The following is an 18,639-nucleotide window of genomic DNA, read 5'->3' as shown; positions in this document are numbered from 1 at the left end:
TTTCAGATCGAGCTCCCCTCTATACGGCGGAGTCGTGTGGTTCTGGAAATACTTCATCATCACAATGGAAGAGGCGTAGCAACTGTGCCCAATATTTCAGAGCACCAGGTGCCCGAAGAATTCGCTGGTAACGAATGGCTCGTTGAAGAGCTTTTTGAAAAATTTCAGCAAGACAAGAACTCAGTAGAAAAGAAGTGGTGGCCCATTTTCGAGCAGATGCAGGGTGAGAAGTCTTCCTCCTCCGAGTCTCAAGCTTCTCAGGAGTTCGCAGAGTCTTCACCGGCGAAGAAAACTGCGCCCGCGGCGTCAGCTACCCAGTCCGCTTCTCCGACGGTTGAGAAGGCTAGCCCGTCCAAGACCGGAACGGTTCCTGCCCCTCGCAAAGCTACTGAGCCCAAGCCTGCCTCTGAGGAATCCAAGAACCAAGAACCTGCCGAGGACAAAGAAGTTCCACTGCGCGGTCCTGCTAAAGCGGTTGTTACCACCATGGAGGAATCCCTTGAGGTCCCTACTGCAACTACGGTTCGCGCTGTACCTGCCAAGCTACTTATCGATAACCGTGTAGCCATCAACGAGTACCTCAAGCGCACCCGCGGTGGAAAGATTTCGTTCACCCACATTATTGGTTACGCTGTAATTCGTGCGGCAGCAGCCATTCCGTCCATGAACGTTCTGTATGGAACCAATGACAAGGGTAAGCCTGTTGCCATTCACCCCGCGCATATCAATTTCGGGTTGGCTATCGACATCCCCCGCCCCGACGGCTCGCGCAACCTCGTCGTACCCAACGTCAAGGGTGCTGAAGAGCTGAGTTTCTCTCAGTTCTGGAAAGAATACGACGACATCGTACAGCGCGGTCGCAAGGGCGAGTTGGGCATTGAAGATTTCCGTGGAACGACCATTTCGTTGACTAACCCCGGAGGCATTGGCACCGTCCATTCGGTGCCTCGCCTTTCAAAGGGTCAGGCATGCATCGTGGGTGTTGGTGCACTCAACTACCCCGCTGAATTCCGCGGAGCCTCAGAAAAGACTCTTGCTCGCCAGGGCGTTTCAAAGATTCTGACCTTGACTTCCACCTACGATCACCGGGTTATTCAGGGCGCAGGTTCCGGTGAATTCCTCCGCCAGATTGAGCACTTCTTGCTCGGTGGAGATGGTTTCTACGACCAGATTTTTGAAGACCTTCGTATTCCTTTTGAGCCCGTCCGCTGGGCAGTAGACAACCAAGTCAATCCTGAATCAGAAGTTTCTAAGGTTGCTCGTATCCAGCAGCTCATCCACGCCTACCGCGTGCGTGGTCACTTGATAGCTCAGACCAATCCACTGGGTTATGAGATGCTCTCGCACCCGGATTTGCAGTTGGAAAACTATGGTCTAACCCTGTGGGATCTTGACCGTTTCTGGCCCACCGGTGGTTTTGGAGGCAAGGATTTCCTCTCATTGCGCACGATCTTGGACTTGTTGCGCGAGGCATACTGCCGCACCATTGGCGTGGAATATATGCACATTGAGAACCCTGAAGAACGTCAGTGGTTCCAGACCAAACTGGAAAATGGGTACACCAAGCCCACCCGCGAAGAGCAGTTCCGTGTTCTAGGCAAGCTGAATGCTGCTGAAGCTTTTGAAACTTTCTTGCAGACGAAGTACCTCGGACAGAAGCGTTTCTCGCTCGAAGGCGGCGAATCACTGATTCCGTTGTTGGACTCGGTTATCTCTGAAGCAGCTGATGCTGGTCTCTACGGCGTAGGTATCGGCATGGCTCACCGTGGACGCCTGAATGTTTTGACCAACATAGCAGGTAAGTCTTACGCTCAGATTTTCCGTGAATTCGAAGGTGAAATGGATCCCCGCCTCACAGGTGGTTCAGGCGATGTGAAGTACCACCTGGGTACCGAAGGTGAATTCACCTCTGATAACGGCAACCAGACTCAGGTTTATCTTGCAGCTAACCCCTCTCACCTTGAAGCGGCTAACACCGTTCTAGAAGGTATTGTGCGAGCTAAGCAAGATAGCTTGGCTGAGGCCGGTAACACCGACCCCTTCCCCGTGCTTCCCATATTGGTTCATGGTGATGCCGCATTCGCAGGTCAGGGCGTTGTGATGGAAACCCTACAGATGTCCCAGCTTGAGGGATACAAGACGGGTGGTACCGTCCACATTATCGTCAACAATCAAGTGGGCTTTACCACTACCCCCTCCGATGGTCGTTCTTCAACCTACGCAACCGACGTCGCCCGTATGATTCAGTCACCTGTTTTCCACGTGAATGCAGATGATCCTGAAGCTGTAGTTCGCGCCGGTCAGCTTTCATTTGAGTACCGCCAGAAGTTCCAGAAGGACGTCGTTATCGACTTGCTGTGCTACCGCCGTCGCGGACACAACGAAGCCGATGATCCTTCGATGACTCAGCCTTCGATGTACAAAATGATTGGCGCGCAGAACTCGACCCGCAAGATTTACACCGAATCTTTGGTTGGTCGCGGAGATATCACTCAGGAAGAAGCTGAGAGAGCACTTAAGGATTATCAGCAGCGCCTGGAGCAGATTTTCACGGAGACTCACGAAGCACAGTCCTCCAAAGCGCCTCTCGTGACTGCAGATGCTGCGGCTGTCTCTAACATTGAGCGCCCCGCTGCTCAGCAGAGTGAAGATGCTGTCAACGTTCCTGAATCCACCAGCATCTCTGCAGAAACGCTCAAGAGCATTGGTGAGTCCTTCGTCAACTTCCCCGAAGGCTTTGAGCCCCACAAGAAGTTGAAGAAGCTCATGGAACAGCGCGAGAAGATGGCTGTTGAGGGTGGCATCAACTGGGGCTTTGGCGAGCTTGCTGCCTTTGGCTCTTTGCTTCTCGAAGGCATTAACGTGCGTATGTCCGGTCAGGACGTTCAGCGCGGCACCTTCGTGCAGCGCCACACTGTCTTGCACGATGCGAATACGGACGCTGAGTGGAATCCTTTGCAGCATCTTTCAGAGAACCAGGGACAGTTCAATATCTATAACTCGTTCCTCTCTGAATACGGCGTGATGGGATTCGAATACGGTTACTCCGTAGAACGTCCTGACTCGCTAGTGCTGTGGGAAGCTCAGTTCGGTGACTTCGCCAACGGCGCTCAAACCATTGTGGATGAATTTATTTCTTCGGCAGAACAGAAGTGGGCTCAGCGTTCATCGTTGGTTCTGCTTTTGCCCCACGGTTTTGAAGGTCAGGGACCGGATCACTCGTCTGCACGTCAGGAACGTTATCTGCAGCTCTGCGCGGAGAACAATATGACCGTTGCTGTGCCTTCTACCCCGGCGTCGTACTTCCACCTGTTGCGCTTCCATGCGCACTCTCGCCCTCATAAGCCTTTGGTTGTCTTTACCCCCAAGCAGCTTTTGCGTTTGAAGGCAGCGGCGTCCTCAGTTGAGGATTTCACGCAGGGTGAGTTCAAGCCGGTTCTCGAAGATACCGGCAATCTGAAGGCTGAAGAGGTTCAGCGCCTGGTCATGGTTTCCGGTCGTCTTTACTACGATTTGGAAGCAGAGCGCCAGAAGTCCGGCGATAAGACCACTGCAATCATCCGTGTGGAGCAGCTCTATCCGCTTCCCGTGGATGAGATTCAAGCACAGTTGGCTAAGTATCCCAATGCCAAGGATATTGTCTGGGCACAGGACGAACCTGCTAACCAGGGTCAGTGGCCTTTCATTGCCGTCAATCTGGTGCCTGAGTTGGATGTGAAGGTTCGCCTGGCTTCACGCCGCGCGGCAGCATCTCCTGCAGCGGGTACCGGCAAGCGCCACGCAGCTGAGCTAGAAAGCTTGATTGCGGACGTTTTTGAAGGCTAAGTTTTCTCGGTGATGGTCGCTGTGCCGTTGAGACCAATAGTGTCTTAGCGGCACAGCATCATTTATGAGGGAAATACTTTTCTAGGATTTGTACCCTAAAGTGGAGGTTTCTCCCGTGGAGTACGATTATTCTTAAACGAGGACATCAACGGTTTTCCCGTTTTCCATACTTTTGACAGAAAGATTCTCAGTGGATCAGCGAAATATTAGACTAGTTGCCGTGGGCGATGACCTTTTGGCGGGTATTGGAGATCCCCGCGCGCTTGGCTGGTTTGGTCGGGTGCTTGCACGAACTCCGCAGAATTCCGCTCCGGTGGCAGCCTATAATTTGGCGGCACCTGGCGAAGGTACCGAGTTGCTTAACGCTCGTTGGTTCGATGAAGCGAGCCGTCGTTTTGGTCAAGGCGCAGACAATCGTTTGGTTATTGCTCCTTCTACTTTTGATGTGGATTTGGATATCACCAGCGCCCGGAGCCGTCTGAACCTCGCCAATATGGTGGACATGGCGTCGCAGAACAATGTGAAGGTTTTGGTAGTTGGTCCTCCGCCCACGCTCGATACAGAACGCAACCGCCGTATTGCAGATCTAAACGCAGCCTACGCGGATGTAGTGACCCGTCGAAATCACGTCTACGTAGATACTTTTAATCCGCTTCTTCACCATGAGCAGTGGCGTAATGATCTCGCGGCAAACGACGGGCGCCCAGGTCAGTCAGGCTACGGTTTGATGGCTTGGCTCGTACTGCATCGAGGTTGGTACAGCTGGCTCAACCTTCCAGAACCTGTCTAACGGCTCACTGTTCAGCTGTTTCGTGCGGTCTCAGATGAAATTTCTGTCTGACTGTGCGAAAATGGACGGCAGTGTCTTGAAATTTTCGAGAACATTTATAGTGCGAACGGTATCACTGTTGGCATTGAATTTATAAGGAGGCTCTGATGAGCAAGCGCGGTCGTAAGCGCAAGGACCGTCGTAAGAATGGCGCTAACCACGGTAAGCGTCCTAATTCTTAAGGTACCTTGAATACTTTTCAGGCCCTGAGCTTTTTGAGCTCAGGGCCTGTTCTTTTTTTGCGGGGCTCCCTCGTTTGCCGTGAGCGCTACTTCAGCTAATGCCCTGCGGCAGAATGCTGGTTCTCGCGCAATGCTGAAATGCGTTCCCAAATCTTAGTTTTGAGATTCTCAGGTGCAGGTTCGCAACAAGAGCGTTTCACGACCGAACGGATAACGCATTCGAGGTCATGTTCACTGGCGCAGTGTTCGCAGTGCTTGAGATGGTGGTCCATTTCCTGCAATTCTTCGCAGGAGAGTGTGCCATCGAGGTATTCATAAATATGACCAAGCTTTTCTGAACAAGGATGTTGCTCCTTCTCTGTCATCTTATTTTCCCTTCTGAGCTGTTTGATTTTTGATGCCATGTTCTTCGGCGTAGTCTGCCAGTAAATCCCGGAGAAGCTTTCGCCCGCGGTGTAGGCGTGACATCACGGTGCCGATGGGCGTGTTCATGATGCCTGAGATTTCTTTATATGAGAATCCTTCGACATCGGAATAGTAGACCGCCATTCGAAATTCTTCGGGGATAGATTGAAGCGCCCGTTTAACGTCGTCATCCGGCAATCGGCTGAGTGCTTCAGCTTCTGCTGATTCGAGGCCCTTAGAGTCATGGGAACTCGCTTGCGCGAGTTGCCAGTCTTCCACCGTATCGGTGTGCGATTGGTGAGGCTCACGTTGACGTTTGCGGTACAGGTTGATGTAGGTATTCGTTAAAATCCTGTACAGCCACGCTTTGAGGTTTGTCCCTGGCCTGTACTGGTGGAATGAAGAATACGCTTTGGTATATGCCTCTTGCACCAGGTCTTCTGCATCCGCAGGATTTCGTGCCATGCGTAAAGCAGCAGCATACAGCTGATCCACATATTGCATCGCTTCTCGTTCGAAGCGCGCACGGCGTTCTTCCGTCGTTTCGTGTGCAACATCAACGTCAGATCCTTCAGACACGTTCCCCACTGATTCAGTGAGATGCTGTGCTGTCATTCAGCTGTTCCTTATCTGAGTAAGCGGAGTGCTTCCGCTGGGGGTGAGAAAGCTATTGAGTTGATGATAGGTATATCTTGAATACATCAACAAACCGTCTGCAAAAATATTCCTTGTCATGCTCTTCGCGCGTCATCGCATGACAAAATCACTTCGCGTGCTTACTATTATAGGTAGTAAATTAACTACGAGATAGCTGGCGAAAGTCAGCTGGGAGGAACATTATGTCACTGGTACGTAAACTAGCACGCCCCCTACTTGCATCAAGCTTTGTACTTTCAGGCGTTGATCGTCTGAAGAACTCCAACGACTACAGCCACCTGGAGAAGGCTATAAGCCTCGCTTCTAAGTCAGCTCCTCAGTTGGTCGTCCTCAAGGGTAAAGAGCAGCTCCTTGGTCAGGGACTTGCAGCTACTCAGGTAGCTGCTGGTAGCTTGTTTGCCCTAGGTAAGCTCCCCCGCCTTTCTTCCGTCGTCCTTCTGGCTACCGGCGCAACCAACGCCTATGTTGAGTACGCTGCTACCGAGGCAAACACCAAGGAAGATAAGAAAGCTCGCACCCGTTCTGCATTGACCAACGGTTCTCTACTGGGTGCCATTGCGATCACCGCAGTGGATACCGATGGCAATCCTTCACTCGTTTGGCGCGCCAACAAGCTCGGTAACACTATTGCTAAGAAGTCCGGTCAGATTACCTCTGACCTCAAAGATAAGTCAGATGACATCTTCAGCCACTAATAGCAGGTGAGCGTTTGAAGCCTCGTCCTTTCTTGGGCGAGGCTTCTTTTTATTGCGTAAACTGGAGGTACTGTGCGATATCAAGCTCGTATCTAGCGAAGGACAACGTGATTTCAACTCAAAATTCAGATGTACAGGTTCCCGACGGCGATTGGTTAGCGCCAACACCACTTTCTGCTCGGGGCGGGTTCGCCACGGTGCGCACCCCCGGTTCTAAATCTTTGACTAACCGTTATCTGATTCTTGCTGCTCTAGCTCACAGTCCTTCCGTTATTCATGCTCCTCTTCACTCACGAGATTCTGCGTTGATGGTCGAAGCGTTGCGGGCCTTAGGAGTACGAATAGAGGAAATAGAGACTGACAGCCCTTTTGGCCCAGATCTTCGAGTTTTCCCCCTCCCACGAGAAATAGAACCCTTTCATGCGTCCATTGACTGCGGTCTTGCAGGAACAGTCATGCGCTTTGTGCCGCCGGTTGCAGCACTAGTTCCTGGAACGTTCAGCTTCGATGGAGATTCTCATGCTCGCCAGCGCCCTTTGCAACCTGTAATTCAGGCGCTGCGAGACCTTGGGGTGGATATTGATTCCCAGCAGAATTCTTTGCCGTTTGAGATGAAATCTCGCGGTTCTATTGAAGTTTCGGAAATCACCATTGACGCTTCTGGGTCCTCCCAATTCCTCTCCGCCCTGTTGCTATCCGCACCCGCCTTTGAGCAGGGATTGACTATTCACCATCGTGGTTCAGCGATTCCGTCGATGCCCCATGTTGAAATGACACTGGAAGTATTGCGAGAAGTAGGAGTCAACGTTCAGGTGGAAGAAAACCGCTGGGTGGTTCCATCTACTTCCTATGCAGGTTTCGAGGTGACGGTCGAGCCTGATTTATCGAATTCCGGTCCGTTCCTCGCTGCAGCCACCGTCTTAGGTGCAGAAATTTTGATACCCGACTGGCCAGCACACACCACCCAAGGTGGGGACCATTGGAAGACCATCCTGCCTCTATTCGGCGCAAAAGTGGAACACGATTCCACCGGCTTGAAGGTTAGAGGTGCAACGCAGGCGGAAAAATTTCATCAGTCAGGGGTAGACCTCAACCTAGCAGAATCTGGAGAACTAGCACCTACTGTGGCTGCCCTCTGCGCGCTCACACGCTCCCCCAGTGTTCTGTCAGGGATTGCCCATCTGCGAGGACACGAAACCGATCGTTTAGCCGCCCTTGTTGAAGAAGTAAATCGATTAGGCGGTCATGCTCAAGAAACAGAAGATGGTGTGAGCATCGAACAACCCGTCACCCACGGTGAACTATTTCATACCTATGATGACCACCGCATGGCAACTGCCGCTGCCATCATCGGCTTAGCTGTGCCCGGCGTCGTCGTCGAAAATATTGGCACCGTGGCTAAGACCCTTCCCGATTTTCCCCTCATGTGGGAAAACATGATCAATCAATGGACAGAAAGCGCTCGTGACCATGCGTAGAAACTGGGACGAATCAAATATCCGCGTACGGCCCAACAAAAAAGGGTCCCGCCCTCGAACTAAGGATCGGCCCAGCTATAAAGACGCCGAAATCGGTCGAATTATCACCGTAGATCGCGGTCGATACACGGCAGTGGTAGACGAAGGTAGTCCCACTGAGCGCACGCTCACAGCAGTCCGAGCCAAGGAACTCCGAAGGAACCCCGTGGTCGTAGGTGACCGCGTGGCGCTGGTCGGAGACACCTCTGGCCAGGAAGGCTCACTAGCGCGGCTGGTACGGATTGAAGAGCGCGATACCGTGCTTCGTCGTAGCGCAGATGATACGGACCCCTACGAACGCGTAGTGGTTGCTAACGCCACTCAGCTTGTGATTGTAGTGGCAGCTGCTAATCCCGAACCGCGCACAGGATTTATTGACCGTTCTCTGGTCGCAGCCTTTGACGCGGGAATCCGCCCCATTCTGTGCATTACTAAAACTGACCTCAAGCACCCACAGGAGCTCTTAGATTACTTTGCGCAGGCGGACGTGCGCATCGTGCTTTCTGAGTCAAGGGACGGGCGCGCGCCCAGCGAAGAAGGATCGCAAGGTCTCTCCCCTAACCTCGTAGAAACTATCTCTTCTCTGTTGGAGGGAGAGGTGTCTGTGCTTCTTGGCCACTCAGGCGTGGGCAAGTCTACGCTGGTTAACGCTTTGACAGGCTCTACCCGAGATACCGGGCATGTTAATGCGGTCACGGGTCGTGGCCGCCATACGTCGTCTTCGGCGCTGGCATTGCAACCTCAGGATGCCCCCGCCGATACCTGGATTATCGATACACCGGGTATCCGCTCCTTTGGATTGGCTCATATCCCCGCTGAAAATATAGTGGGTGCGTTTACAGAACTCGCGCCCGCAAGTGCTGGCTGCCCTAAGGGATGTTCACATTCAAGAACTGCGGCGGGCTGCGGTATTACAGCATTTGTGGCAGAGGGCAAGGCAGGTGCTTCAGGCCCTGCTCGCTTAGACTCGTTGCGCAAATTACTTGGCGTTGAAGAAAACCCCGAAGTTGGGTCTGAAAAAGAGCTCGGTATAGTCGAGTAATAATTGTTTTGCCCCGTCAACCCCTATATTTCTATGAGAAAATGATTTCTTATGAGTGCAAACACCTATACCGATGACCTCCGGCTCGCCCACATCCTTGCTGACAGCGTGGATCGTCTCACTCTATCGCGGTTTCAGAATCAGGATTTCACCGTGGAGACCAAGCCGGATTTGACTCCAGTGACTGACGCGGACAAAGAGGCAGAACAGCTCATCCGTAGCCAGCTTTCGCGAGTTCGCACCAGAGATTCTGTTTTAGGGGAGGAATTTGGGGAAACCGGCTCGTCCCCTCGTCAGTGGGTCATTGATCCTATTGACGGCACCAAGAATTTTGTACGTGGCGTACCGGTATGGGCGACTTTGATTTCTCTGATGGATCATGGGAAGCCGGTACTAGGTGTAGTCTCAGCGCCTGCCTTGCAGCGCCGGTGGTGGGCTGCTCAAGGCACCGGAGCCTATACCGGGCGTTCTATTGCCAAGGCAACACGCATTTCAGTATCCGGTGTTTCAAACCTCTCTGACGCTTCTTTTTCTTATTCTTCGATGAGCGGGTGGAAGGAACTGGGTATTCGAGATCGATTCATCGACCTCACTGATAATGTGTGGCGCACGCGCGCTTATGGAGATTTTTGGTCCTATTGCATGGTGGCTGAAGGGGCGGTCGATATTGCGGCCGAACCTGAACTGAATCTTTACGATATTGCCGCTTTAGTCCCCATCGTGACCGAAGCGGGCGGACGCTTGACGTCGTTAGCAGGCGAAAACGGACCTCACGGCAGAAATGCGCTGGCCAGCAACGGACATTTACACCGAAACGCCCTTGATTTCCTCGGCACAGACAGAAAATTAGGCGATTAAATAGCCGAATCTCACAAAAATACCCGCCTGAGCAGGGCGGGTATTTTGATGAGAAAACTATTCTTTTAGAAAATCGAAGTATTCGACGGTGGATTTTGGCATTCTTGATACTCCGTTGTACCCGGTTCATAGGCGCTACAATCTGAAATCTCGCTAAAGAGCCATACTGAGAGAATCATTGCACCAATACTCAGAATAGTTCCTATGGCTCCCACCACGATTGCACCAATTGCCATGAGGCGCGCCCGGCGGTAAAAGAATTGAGGGTCTGAAGGGCGAGTACGTCGTAGTGCCATAATTCCCAGGACGATTCCTAAGACCGCAGGAACCAAGCTCAGACCGGCGGCACCTAGTGCCAAAAAAATGACGGCACCGATAGAAAAGACTGCCGATACGAGTCCGCCAAACGCCAAAACATAACCACGTCCCCTCACATCAGTGGGGTGGGCGCCTAATGGGCGACGTACATTCTCAGGGATCACAAATTGCTCAGGTACTCCTGACTGTGTGGCCAGTGAACCAGGCTGCCATGGTTCCACATGGTTTTGATGAGAAGCAGAAGGCTGTACGGGCTGCTGGGGAGATGAAGCAGAAAATGATGGCATCAGAGCAAAAGACCTTATCCGCAGAAAATATGTATTTCTATTCAATCACAGCCACTCACCCGAAATGTATAGCTCAAGAGCGAGAATAGAAGAAAAAGGGCACAAAAAAAGCCCCCTTCTCATAGAGAAGGGGGCTAATCGTGGAGATGCGGGGAATCGAACCCCGGTCCGATGTGTTTTCAACAGGGCTTCTACGTGCGTAGTTTACGTAGTGGTGTTTTCGGCTCCGGCACTTGCGTAAACACATATGCCGCCGAACCTATTCGTATAAGAGTCCCTTATGCCCCTACGACGAGGGCATAAAGCAGTGGCCTTCTAAGTTGATGCCGGGTACTGAGTCAAAGGCGAACTCAGGCCGACAGACTGGACTCGCGCTTAGGCAGCGAGTGCGAAGTCAGTGCGATTTTGTTTTGCACTTATTGTTTTGCAGAGGGTATTTACGAGTGTCCTCTACATCCTCGGCACGCTTCACCTGTTTCAACTCACATCGTCGAAACCGATCATCCCCAATATTCTTTTTTCAAAGAGCTTACCTATTCCAGAAAGTTATCTGCTTGATAAAGCCTAAATTTACCTACAGGACCAATCCGGGCAGGACTCTTCAGTCTACACCGACACAACTTATTTGCCAAGAGCCAGCAATAAGAGGTAGCCGTTATCACTAGCCAAGATTCTTATACCGCATAGCGCGGGCGGCTTCCAAGTTGTCCTGGCGCTCACGGAGCGCGTGGCGTTTGTCGAACTCTCGTTTACCGGTAGCTAGCGCGATTTCAGCCTTCGCTTTACCGTTAGAGAAATAGATGCGCAGGGGAACTGCCGTGTAACCCGTTTCGTTGAGTTTCTGCGCAATCTTATCAATTTCATAGCGGTGCAAGAGCAGTTTTCGACGGCGTCTTGCTTGGTGGTTGGTCCACGAACCTCGCCCATATTCGGCGATATTTATGCCTTCCAGCCAAAGCTCGTTACCGTACATCTGGCAGAAGCCTTCAGTAATGTTAACTCCCCCATCTCGCAGGGATTTTACTTCGGTACCCATGAGCTGCAATCCAGCTTCGTAGGTATCTACGATGTTGTAGTTGTGGCGAGCTTTTCTGTTCGATGCAACTACTTTATTATTCGGGTCTTCAGTCTTTTTTTTCTTCTGTGCTGCCATCATTTTCTTATTCTTTTTCGTTTCGCATTGATGCTCTCCAGCGAATGCCAGCATCAATAAAATCATCAATTTTGCCATCAAATACTGCAGAGGGGTTTCCCTCTTCATGGTTAGTGCGGAGGTCTTTAACCATTTGGTAAGGGTTCAGCACGTAGGAGCGCATTTGATCACCCCAGGATGCCTTGACGTCGCCTGCTAATTCCTTCTTTTTGGCATCCTCTTGTTCTTTCTTGAGCAAGAGCAATCTGGATTGAAGAACGCGAAGAGCAGCAGCGCGGTTCTGTATCTGCGATTTTTCATTCTGCATCGATACCACGATTCCCGTGGGTATATGGGTCAGTCGAACCGCAGAGTCAGTAGTGTTCACTGACTGACCTCCAGGACCAGAACTTCGGAATACATCCACTTTGATTTCGGTGTCTGGAATATCGATGAATTCCGTTTGCTCGATCAGTGGAATTACCTCCACCGCAGCGAACGACGTCATGCGTTTCCCCTGGCTGTTAAAGGGAGAAATACGCACCAATCGATGGGTTCCCGCTTCGATAGATAGACGTCCATAAGCGTACGGTGCTTGAACCTCGAAAGTCGTCGATTTGATGCCGGCTTCTTCGGCAAAGGAGGTATCAAGAATCTGGGTGGTAAATCCATGAGATTCTGCCCACCGTAAATACATCCGCTGAAGCATCTCAGCGAAATCTGCAGCGTCCACGCCTCCCGCACCTGAACGAATGGTGACTACAGCTTCCCGCTGATCGTATTCACCCGATAGCAGGGTAACAACTTCGAGTTCAGCCAGTTTTTTGGCAATAACTTTGAGGTCTTCCTCAGCTTCTGCCAGCAAATCAGCTTCGTCTTCTTCCTCAGCTAACTCGACCATTGCTTCAAGATCGTTAATGCTCTCTTCAGTTTGGGTAAGCCTTTCGAGTTCGGACTGGCGATGTGAGAGTTGTGAAGTTATCTTCTGCGCCTTCTCAGGATCGTCCCAGAGGCTCGGAGCACCAGCTTCTTCGGAAAGCTCTGCAATAGATTTTTTGAGCGCATCAATATCACTCACCTGTGCGATGGATGCATAGGTGAATCGTAAATTCTTGATTTCTGAGGAAAAGTCTATTGAAGCCATGACTCTTAAGCCTAGCCGATATATGAATTTTTAGTGTGGTGTTACTGTTGCAGCTCACTACGCGCTGAGCTTGTAGCTGTAATTTCTACACCTTCTGGGAGAACTATGGAGACGAGCGGAATCCTCGCACGGGCGCTGAGCGTGACTTGCGCGGTGTTTGTATCGGGTGCTCCCGTAGGATTCGAGATTCTCAATGCTTCGAATTCCTGTACAGCCCCCGTCTGTTCAAGGGTCTGGCTCACTGTTTCTGAAACCGCTGCGTTAGTGAGTCGTACATAAGGCTTATCTGAACCGCTGGATAACCCCGTTACTCGCTGGGCAGCAGCGGAGCTGAGCTGGTCGGAAAGATTTTGAAGTTGTTGCTGCTGTATATAGACGGATGTAATGCCTATTACCACAGTCGCCAGTATCAACAGAACAACGCCTAAACCAATCAGAAGAAGCATGATGCTACCTTCTTCATCAGCTGCGCGTGCAAAATCTGCTTTCATCGATACCTGCCTCCCCAAACGAATGAAGAGGAAGAGACTTCTGCAAAGGAAGCTCCCCTGACCCAAGGAATAAGAGGGAGTTGGACTTGTACAGTTGTGCTCACACGGATGGAGTCAGACTGGGAGCAGTCATTTCCACAACTTACAGCAACGCGCAGGTTCTCCGGTTCAATCCCATAGTCACGAGCAGCAAACTGTGCTGCCTGTTGCGCAGTCTGAGAATTCATCTGATCTAGCGGCTGGTTAGATATTGTCTGAGCAGCTTGATCTGCAGCGGCGTGGGCGGCCATGGTACCGGATTGCACAGCGAAAACGGAGAGCAAAAAGTAAATGGTGGGCACCATGAGCATAAAACCTAGACCAATAAATTCCACCATCGCGTTGCCCTCTTCTGAGTTATTGACACTAGCTATAGAGGTAATTTTGTGCCGAAGCGTCTGGTACCAGCTATTTCTATTTTTGGACGATTGCATGTCCGCTCACCTCAATCCCCTGATCGAATCCGAAAGGACCAACCACAGGTAACGTGCCGTGGACTCTTATCTCGATGGCATCGACCCCGTTTACCGTTACGGCCGAGCTAGAAACAGTTGTTTGATAGATATCCGGTAGACCACCAGCAATGATTTCTTCCGTACGCGTTCGTCCCTCGGATTCTGTTCTATCCAGCAGAGTTCCATAGCGTGCGCCGGCAGATGCCGCATCGAGCATGATATTGCGGGCATAGAGCGCAAAAGCAATTTGCAGAACGACGCCAAAGAGCATCAACACCAAAGCGCTGACCATCACGAACTCGGCGGTAACATTACCGCGTTCTTTGGTGTCGTTCTGAAGGGGTGAATACATGCTAAAAACCCGTAGAAGAATCTATTTGCTGACCATAGACATGGCGTTATTGAACATGTTGACCAGGGCATCCTGAGCAACGACCAACAAGGCAGCCACAAGGATGGCGGTCATCATTGTGATGACAACAAACCCCTGAAATAACAACCTATAAATACCCCTAATAGGCAATACTCACCATAAACTCACCACTTTTGAGCACAAAAATAAGCCCCTCCCAGCCGAAGCCAGGAGGGGCAAACCTTTATTTACGGAACAAGCACGTCAGAATCAACAGCCACCGAAGAAGCAAACCGCTTCCCAAAAACATCAGGGGAAACTCCATCAGGAGCCGAAATGTTTATGGTTGGCGAAACGGCCGGGGAAACATCAGACTGCGCAGCAACAACAGCCTGAGCAACCTCACCAGCAGAAGGAACAACAGCCGTAGGAGCAACAACAGCGACCTCCTGCGCGATCTCCTGAGCGGTAGGAACATTAGCCTCAGCCATCACCTTAGCCAGCTCTTCACGCTTCGACGGAGACAAGTAACCACCAATCAGCGAACCAATAGCCACCAGCAGGAAACCTAGCCCCATGAGGCCATTGTCAGATAATTCCAGGTGGAAAATATCTACCACAGTCTGGGCAATAAAAAAGCCAGCCATACCGCCGCCGGTAGAAGCTAGCGTAGTAGTACCAATGGTCTTAGCCATTACTTACCCTCGATTTCATTTAGCCGCGCATCAATCTGAGCGATACGCTTCTCGATACGGTCAAGCGCCTGGTGAGTACGCGCGAAATTATCCGCCATGTACGACACCTCCAAAGCGAGTGAAGTAGTCTCACCCTTCTTCTGAGTACCACCCTGCTTCAAAATCTTCTGATTCAGAACCTCCTTACGGATATTCGAAATAGACTCGAACACCGTCTGAAAATTCTGAGGCAACCAACCCAGCTCAGTCGCCGCGTCGGTCTCCCCACCAGTCTTAAAATTCTTGAACTTTTCCGTCAGAATAGACAATTCCTTTTTCTCCTTCTCTAAAGCAACCCTCAAAGTAGCTGCACCATCTACGACTCGCTGATTCTCTACGGTCTGCACAAAATACGGGCGCGGATCTACACGCCCGTAAATGATGTTCAAATTGGTGTGGTCAGTCTGATAATTCGTGGGAGTGGGAAGCACTTCGAAGTGGAGGTGTGCTCCGCTTACAAAACCAGTAGCCCCGGTCTTACCGACCTCTTGACCCTGAATAACTGAATCACCTACATTGAGGCTGGTCGCTGATAGGTGAGAGTAGGTGGAAATATAACCTGGATGCTGAATGACCACGACGATGCCGGGGTCGATAGCTAGACCACCGAAACCACCGCCGCCAAGATACCAACGGTCAGCCCAGTTCGTCTGAGGAAGATTCGCACCCCAATCAGCCCAAAGCACCGTGCCAGATTCCAGTGCCACCGCAGACGTGCCAACCGGAGTAGCGAAATCTATGCCGGTATGAGCGCCACCGACATTCGTCTTGACACCGTTCACAGTGAGACCTGCACCGTCACCAAAATTTTGAGTCACCGGGTAACCCGTCACCGGCTCCAAAGTAACCGTCTGTGCAGTACCTACAGCCGGGGCGGTAGAGCCCGTGAAAGCGTCCTCAAAAAAGACGTTCAAATCAAGGTCACCCGCATAGCCAGGCAACCTACCCACAGGGGTGAACTGCCAGCCCGCAAAATCAATACCCGTGGAATCAATCTGGTTGAACAGAATGTACTCGTCCAGACTCATCGGCGGCACAAAACCGTTGATTTGGTTATAGCCCAGGTAGTAGCCAGCCAACCAAATCTTGAAGTTTTTACGGATCTTCCAGTACCCATACTGTTTTAGCGGGGCGACATAGACGTAAAACCATACCGGGATTCCTAGGCGCTCTTGGACGCGGCGCATAAACTCCACCGCGCCAGCCTCATTGGCTAGGTCAGATTCATCCTCAAAGTCGAGGACAGCGAAATCAGGAGACATCTGCGTAGCCTGGAGGTAGTCCACAAAGTAGTCAGCCTGCACAGTGCCAGAAGCACCGGGACGCCAGAAATGATAAGCACCAACTTTCTTGCCGGCGCTTACTGCCTTCGTAAAAAGGTCAGGTAAATGCGGGTCTTGGTAGCCCGTGCCCTCAGTAGCTTTGCAGATAATCACATCCGCTTTCGCCATAACGTCCTGAGACAGCCCAGCTTGATAGTTGGAAACATCGATACCATTTAGCATGATTCCCTCCTTTCAGGGGGGAGATAAGAAGCCCCGGCGAGGTTGTTGCCGGGGCAGAACGATTAGCTAGAAGACGAGCCATAAACCGGGGTACTCGAATACTCCCCCTGGCCAGAAACAGGATTATCGAAATCCCAAACAGTAACCCGGTCAATCACCAGCTCACAATGATCCGGCGTGTCATCATTCGGTAGACCAAACCACTTAGAACCAGCCTGAGTCGTAGCCAGAAGGTACAACGGCTCACCAGGAGGGAACGCCGCATCAAACTTGGTGGGGTTATCAGAACGCTTCACACGATGAATCTCTTCACGTTCAAAATAAATAATGACCTCCTCCGAGGTCTTGATAAACCCGTAAGTGTGGAAGTCCCCGCCCAAATTAGCTGGCGTAATAGGAGACTCCACGCCCACCTTGTCCGTGCCGTCCTGCTTGTAATGCACGGTAGCCGTATAGCGGTTATTCAAATCATGCGCCGCCGGGTTAGGGTTTTTCCCTAGCCGCCCAGGTGACTCAAAGAAATCAACCTCGCCCTGAGACACCGTGGCGCGTGCCCAACCGCCAGCCCAAAACCCAGGGGGGCAAGGGAACTTGGCGACCATCTCCACCGCTCCCTGAACTAACTCCACCTTGCCACGGGTACGCAGCCAAGCGGTGTTATGCCAGCGTTCCTTCTGGACGGGGTCACTCTTGAAAACTTTAGGGTTATCACGTTTTGTCATAGATAGAACTAGCTGGTTATCTCGTATGCAAGCCTGGTCTTCGCGGATGACACCCCAGTCCTCTAAGACGTATGACTCGCCGTTGTAAGTGCCTTTGGGTTTGCCGTCAGCCGTGAAGATGGTTTCATCTACGGTGGTTTTACCCTCGAAATCTTCAACCCAGTTAGGGATTGTGTTTAGTACGTCGTTGCGCACAAACTACCTCAATTCATTCATAGAAAAGCCCCGGCACAAACCCGTGCCGGGGCAACAAAAAAGACCCTATGAAGGGTCACGGTTATATTCGGGCCACGGGGGAAGTGAAGAAGGCTCCACACCATGCTGCTGGATACACACTCGACGCGTATCAGCAAGAGCCTCCTCAACCAGGCGGCGTTTACGCGCCTCATCATCAGCACGTTTGCCTTCTGCCTCAGCTTCAGCCTTAGCAGATTCCAGCTCACACCGGCGCGCTTCCTCCGCTTCCTTCTTCTCAGAAAGTAGCAGCTGATTCTTCTCTAGCTCACTCTTAGCTTTACCTGACTTATAGTCACGCCAAGCGGTGTAAAGTTTCGCACCGCCACCTCCAACAAAAAGCCAGAGGATTATTTGGACGATGGGGGACGATTCGTCAAAATGCATCATCACCCTACCTTTTTATGAGTAGCAGTGTGGGGGTCAAGGAGCGCCCACCTGATCTGCATGTACCGCTTGCACAGTAGAAGAATGATGATAGTCATTCGGATAGCTACCTGCCAGTACACAGAACCGTCATCGTCTGCGTCGGTGATGACCCATAGAGCGTGGACAACGTACATTCCGCCGACAAGGATAATCGCTGGACGCTCGAACAGCCACAGACCGCGCAAGGTAGAGAAAGCACCGATAGCGCCGCCTACCACCAGCACCATGTTGACCACGAACCTCTGCCAGTCGATAAGGAGCCAGGCATTCTCACCGGGGGAAGCGAAATTGACGATTCCTTGCACTATGAACATGAGGTAGGCGGTTGCCATGAAAATGGACGCGCCTTTAGGGACTGGCAGGTGCGCCCACCAGTCTTGGAAGAAGTGTTTGCCGCGCATTAGATGCCCGTTTCGCCCTCTCCGGTTGCGTTTTGCTTCGTCAAATAATCAAGAGCGTACTTCAAGTGCTCATCGGTCACAGAAGCAGGGTCAGCACCAGGGCGTTTTTCCTCCAACTCTGCTAGTTTTTGAGCGAGTTCTTTCTTTTTGGTTTCGTATTGCACCTGAGCATATTCGTACATGGATGCTACGGTGTCGCCGTTGCCGTTGATAGGTGCTGATGCGAGTTGGAAAAGGTTTGATTCCACAAAGTACTGTGGGTTTTTGTCGAATCGTCCCTCCGCGGCTAGTGCGATGGCGCGTTCGCGGAGGTCGTTGTCGCGTGCGGCTGAGATGATAGCTTTTGATGAAGCCATTATTGTTTTCTCCTTGATATAGAAAAAGCA

Annotated in this window: 21 protein-coding genes and 1 other RNA gene; 7 read left to right on the top strand and 15 right to left on the bottom strand. The window is 51.6% G+C overall.

Annotation, left to right across the window (positions count from 1 at the left end):
- The first annotated feature begins 84 nt into the window (after positions 1 to 84).
- The 3 genes from IDM48_RS04660 to IDM48_RS11860 all read left to right on the top strand — a co-directional run bounded on the left by IDM48_RS04660 (position 85) and on the right by IDM48_RS11860 (position 4,836).
- Entirely contained in the window at positions 85 to 3,825 is a 3,741-nt protein-coding gene (locus tag IDM48_RS04660; protein ID WP_190618288.1) for a multifunctional oxoglutarate decarboxylase/oxoglutarate dehydrogenase thiamine pyrophosphate-binding subunit/dihydrolipoyllysine-residue succinyltransferase subunit, read from the top strand.
- Between the two features lie 190 nt (positions 3,826 to 4,015).
- On the top strand, positions 4,016 to 4,615 hold the full coding sequence (locus IDM48_RS04655) for a GDSL-type esterase/lipase family protein (protein ID WP_145173366.1): 600 nt from the start codon (positions 4,016 to 4,018) through the stop codon (positions 4,613 to 4,615).
- A 146-nt stretch (positions 4,616 to 4,761) separates the two neighbouring features.
- Positions 4,762 to 4,836, top strand: coding sequence for a 50S ribosomal protein bL37 (locus IDM48_RS11860; protein ID WP_369796768.1), 75 nt, complete (start codon positions 4,762 to 4,764; stop codon positions 4,834 to 4,836).
- Positions 4,837 to 4,931: 95 nt separating this feature from the next.
- On the opposite strand, the gene rsrA is transcribed toward IDM48_RS11860, so the two are convergent.
- Together rsrA and IDM48_RS04645 are read right to left on the bottom strand one after the other, a co-directional pair.
- Positions 4,932 to 5,201 (bottom strand): mycothiol system anti-sigma-R factor, encoded by a 270-nt coding sequence (rsrA, locus tag IDM48_RS04650; RefSeq protein WP_145173369.1) that lies wholly within the window; start codon positions 5,199 to 5,201, stop codon positions 4,932 to 4,934.
- Position 5,202: 1 nt separating this feature from the next.
- Positions 5,203 to 5,856 (bottom strand): sigma-70 family RNA polymerase sigma factor, encoded by a 654-nt coding sequence (locus tag IDM48_RS04645; protein ID WP_190618287.1) that lies wholly within the window; start codon positions 5,854 to 5,856, stop codon positions 5,203 to 5,205.
- Positions 5,857 to 6,080: 224 nt separating this feature from the next.
- On the opposite strand from IDM48_RS04645, the gene IDM48_RS04640 reads away from it, so the two are divergent.
- The 4 genes from IDM48_RS04640 (at position 6,081) to hisN (ending at position 10,010) form a co-directional block, all read left to right on the top strand.
- Positions 6,081 to 6,593, top strand: coding sequence for a DoxX family membrane protein (locus IDM48_RS04640; RefSeq protein WP_190618285.1), 513 nt, complete (start codon positions 6,081 to 6,083; stop codon positions 6,591 to 6,593).
- Between the two features lie 107 nt (positions 6,594 to 6,700).
- Positions 6,701 to 8,071 (top strand): 3-phosphoshikimate 1-carboxyvinyltransferase, encoded by a 1,371-nt coding sequence (aroA, locus tag IDM48_RS04635; protein ID WP_238398047.1) that lies wholly within the window; start codon positions 6,701 to 6,703, stop codon positions 8,069 to 8,071.
- A complete protein-coding gene (gene rsgA / locus IDM48_RS04630; protein WP_190618644.1) occupies positions 8,064 to 9,152 on the top strand; it encodes a ribosome small subunit-dependent GTPase A in 1,089 nt (362 codons plus the stop codon). Before aroA ends, rsgA begins: the two co-directional genes overlap by 8 nt.
- A gap of 51 nt (positions 9,153 to 9,203) precedes the next feature.
- Positions 9,204 to 10,010: a histidinol-phosphatase gene (hisN, locus tag IDM48_RS04625; RefSeq protein WP_190618282.1), complete on the top strand. Its 807-nt coding sequence runs from the start codon at positions 9,204 to 9,206 to the stop codon at positions 10,008 to 10,010.
- A gap of 65 nt (positions 10,011 to 10,075) precedes the next feature.
- Here the strand turns inward: hisN and IDM48_RS04620 are convergent, their stop codons facing one another.
- The 13 genes from IDM48_RS04620 to IDM48_RS04560 form a co-directional block, all read right to left on the bottom strand.
- Positions 10,076 to 10,615: a DUF4190 domain-containing protein gene (locus tag IDM48_RS04620; RefSeq protein WP_141669412.1), complete on the bottom strand. Its 540-nt coding sequence runs from the start codon at positions 10,613 to 10,615 to the stop codon at positions 10,076 to 10,078.
- Between the two features lie 138 nt (positions 10,616 to 10,753).
- Positions 10,754 to 11,123, bottom strand: a transfer-messenger RNA (tmRNA) gene (gene ssrA / locus IDM48_RS04615).
- Positions 11,124 to 11,276: 153 nt separating this feature from the next.
- Positions 11,277 to 11,768 (bottom strand): SsrA-binding protein SmpB, encoded by a 492-nt coding sequence (smpB, locus tag IDM48_RS04610; protein WP_068171662.1) that lies wholly within the window; start codon positions 11,766 to 11,768, stop codon positions 11,277 to 11,279.
- Between the two features lie 7 nt (positions 11,769 to 11,775).
- Positions 11,776 to 12,891 carry a peptide chain release factor 2 gene (gene prfB, locus IDM48_RS04605; RefSeq protein WP_068171615.1) on the bottom strand — a complete coding sequence of 372 codons (1,116 nt, stop codon included), beginning with the start codon at positions 12,889 to 12,891 and terminating at the stop codon, positions 11,776 to 11,778.
- Positions 12,892 to 12,932: 41 nt separating this feature from the next.
- On the bottom strand, positions 12,933 to 13,382 hold the full coding sequence (locus tag IDM48_RS04600; protein WP_190618280.1) for a pilus assembly protein TadG-related protein: 450 nt from the start codon (positions 13,380 to 13,382) through the stop codon (positions 12,933 to 12,935).
- Positions 13,379 to 13,855, bottom strand: coding sequence for a pilus assembly protein TadE (locus IDM48_RS04595; protein ID WP_141669413.1), 477 nt, complete (start codon positions 13,853 to 13,855; stop codon positions 13,379 to 13,381). Before IDM48_RS04595 ends, IDM48_RS04600 begins: the two co-directional genes overlap by 4 nt.
- Complete coding sequence (locus IDM48_RS04590) at positions 13,836 to 14,228, bottom strand: TadE/TadG family type IV pilus assembly protein (RefSeq protein ID WP_068171625.1); 393 nt, start codon at positions 14,226 to 14,228, stop codon at positions 13,836 to 13,838. The genes IDM48_RS04595 and IDM48_RS04590 overlap by 20 nt, the downstream gene beginning before the upstream one ends.
- 248 nt (positions 14,229 to 14,476) lie before the next feature.
- Positions 14,477 to 14,923, bottom strand: a complete 447-nt coding sequence (locus IDM48_RS04585) for a hypothetical protein (RefSeq protein ID WP_190618278.1) — start codon at positions 14,921 to 14,923, stop codon at positions 14,477 to 14,479.
- Positions 14,923 to 16,467, bottom strand: coding sequence for a GH25 family lysozyme (locus tag IDM48_RS04580; RefSeq protein WP_190618276.1), 1,545 nt, complete (start codon positions 16,465 to 16,467; stop codon positions 14,923 to 14,925). The genes IDM48_RS04585 and IDM48_RS04580 overlap by 1 nt, the downstream gene beginning before the upstream one ends.
- Positions 16,468 to 16,529: 62 nt before the next feature.
- Positions 16,530 to 17,384, bottom strand: coding sequence for a glycoside hydrolase family 16 protein (locus tag IDM48_RS04575; RefSeq protein WP_190618274.1), 855 nt, complete (start codon positions 17,382 to 17,384; stop codon positions 16,530 to 16,532).
- A gap of 66 nt (positions 17,385 to 17,450) precedes the next feature.
- On the bottom strand, positions 17,451 to 17,813 hold the full coding sequence (locus IDM48_RS04570; protein WP_190618272.1) for a hypothetical protein: 363 nt from the start codon (positions 17,811 to 17,813) through the stop codon (positions 17,451 to 17,453).
- Positions 17,813 to 18,253 (bottom strand): hypothetical protein, encoded by a 441-nt coding sequence (locus IDM48_RS04565; protein ID WP_190618270.1) that lies wholly within the window; start codon positions 18,251 to 18,253, stop codon positions 17,813 to 17,815. Before IDM48_RS04565 ends, IDM48_RS04570 begins: the two co-directional genes overlap by 1 nt.
- The gene (locus IDM48_RS04560; RefSeq protein WP_190618268.1) at positions 18,253 to 18,609 is read right to left on the bottom strand and encodes a hypothetical protein; all 357 of its coding nucleotides are present in this window, start codon (positions 18,607 to 18,609) and stop codon (positions 18,253 to 18,255) included. The genes IDM48_RS04565 and IDM48_RS04560 overlap by 1 nt, the downstream gene beginning before the upstream one ends.
- Positions 18,610 to 18,639 lie beyond the last annotated feature (30 nt).

The organism is Rothia amarae, assembly GCF_014705945.2.
In the GTDB taxonomy this organism is placed as follows: domain Bacteria; phylum Actinomycetota; class Actinomycetes; order Actinomycetales; family Micrococcaceae; genus Rothia; species Rothia amarae.
Note: the sequence above shows the minus strand (reverse complement) of the source record. Positions and strands in the feature narration are given on the sequence as shown.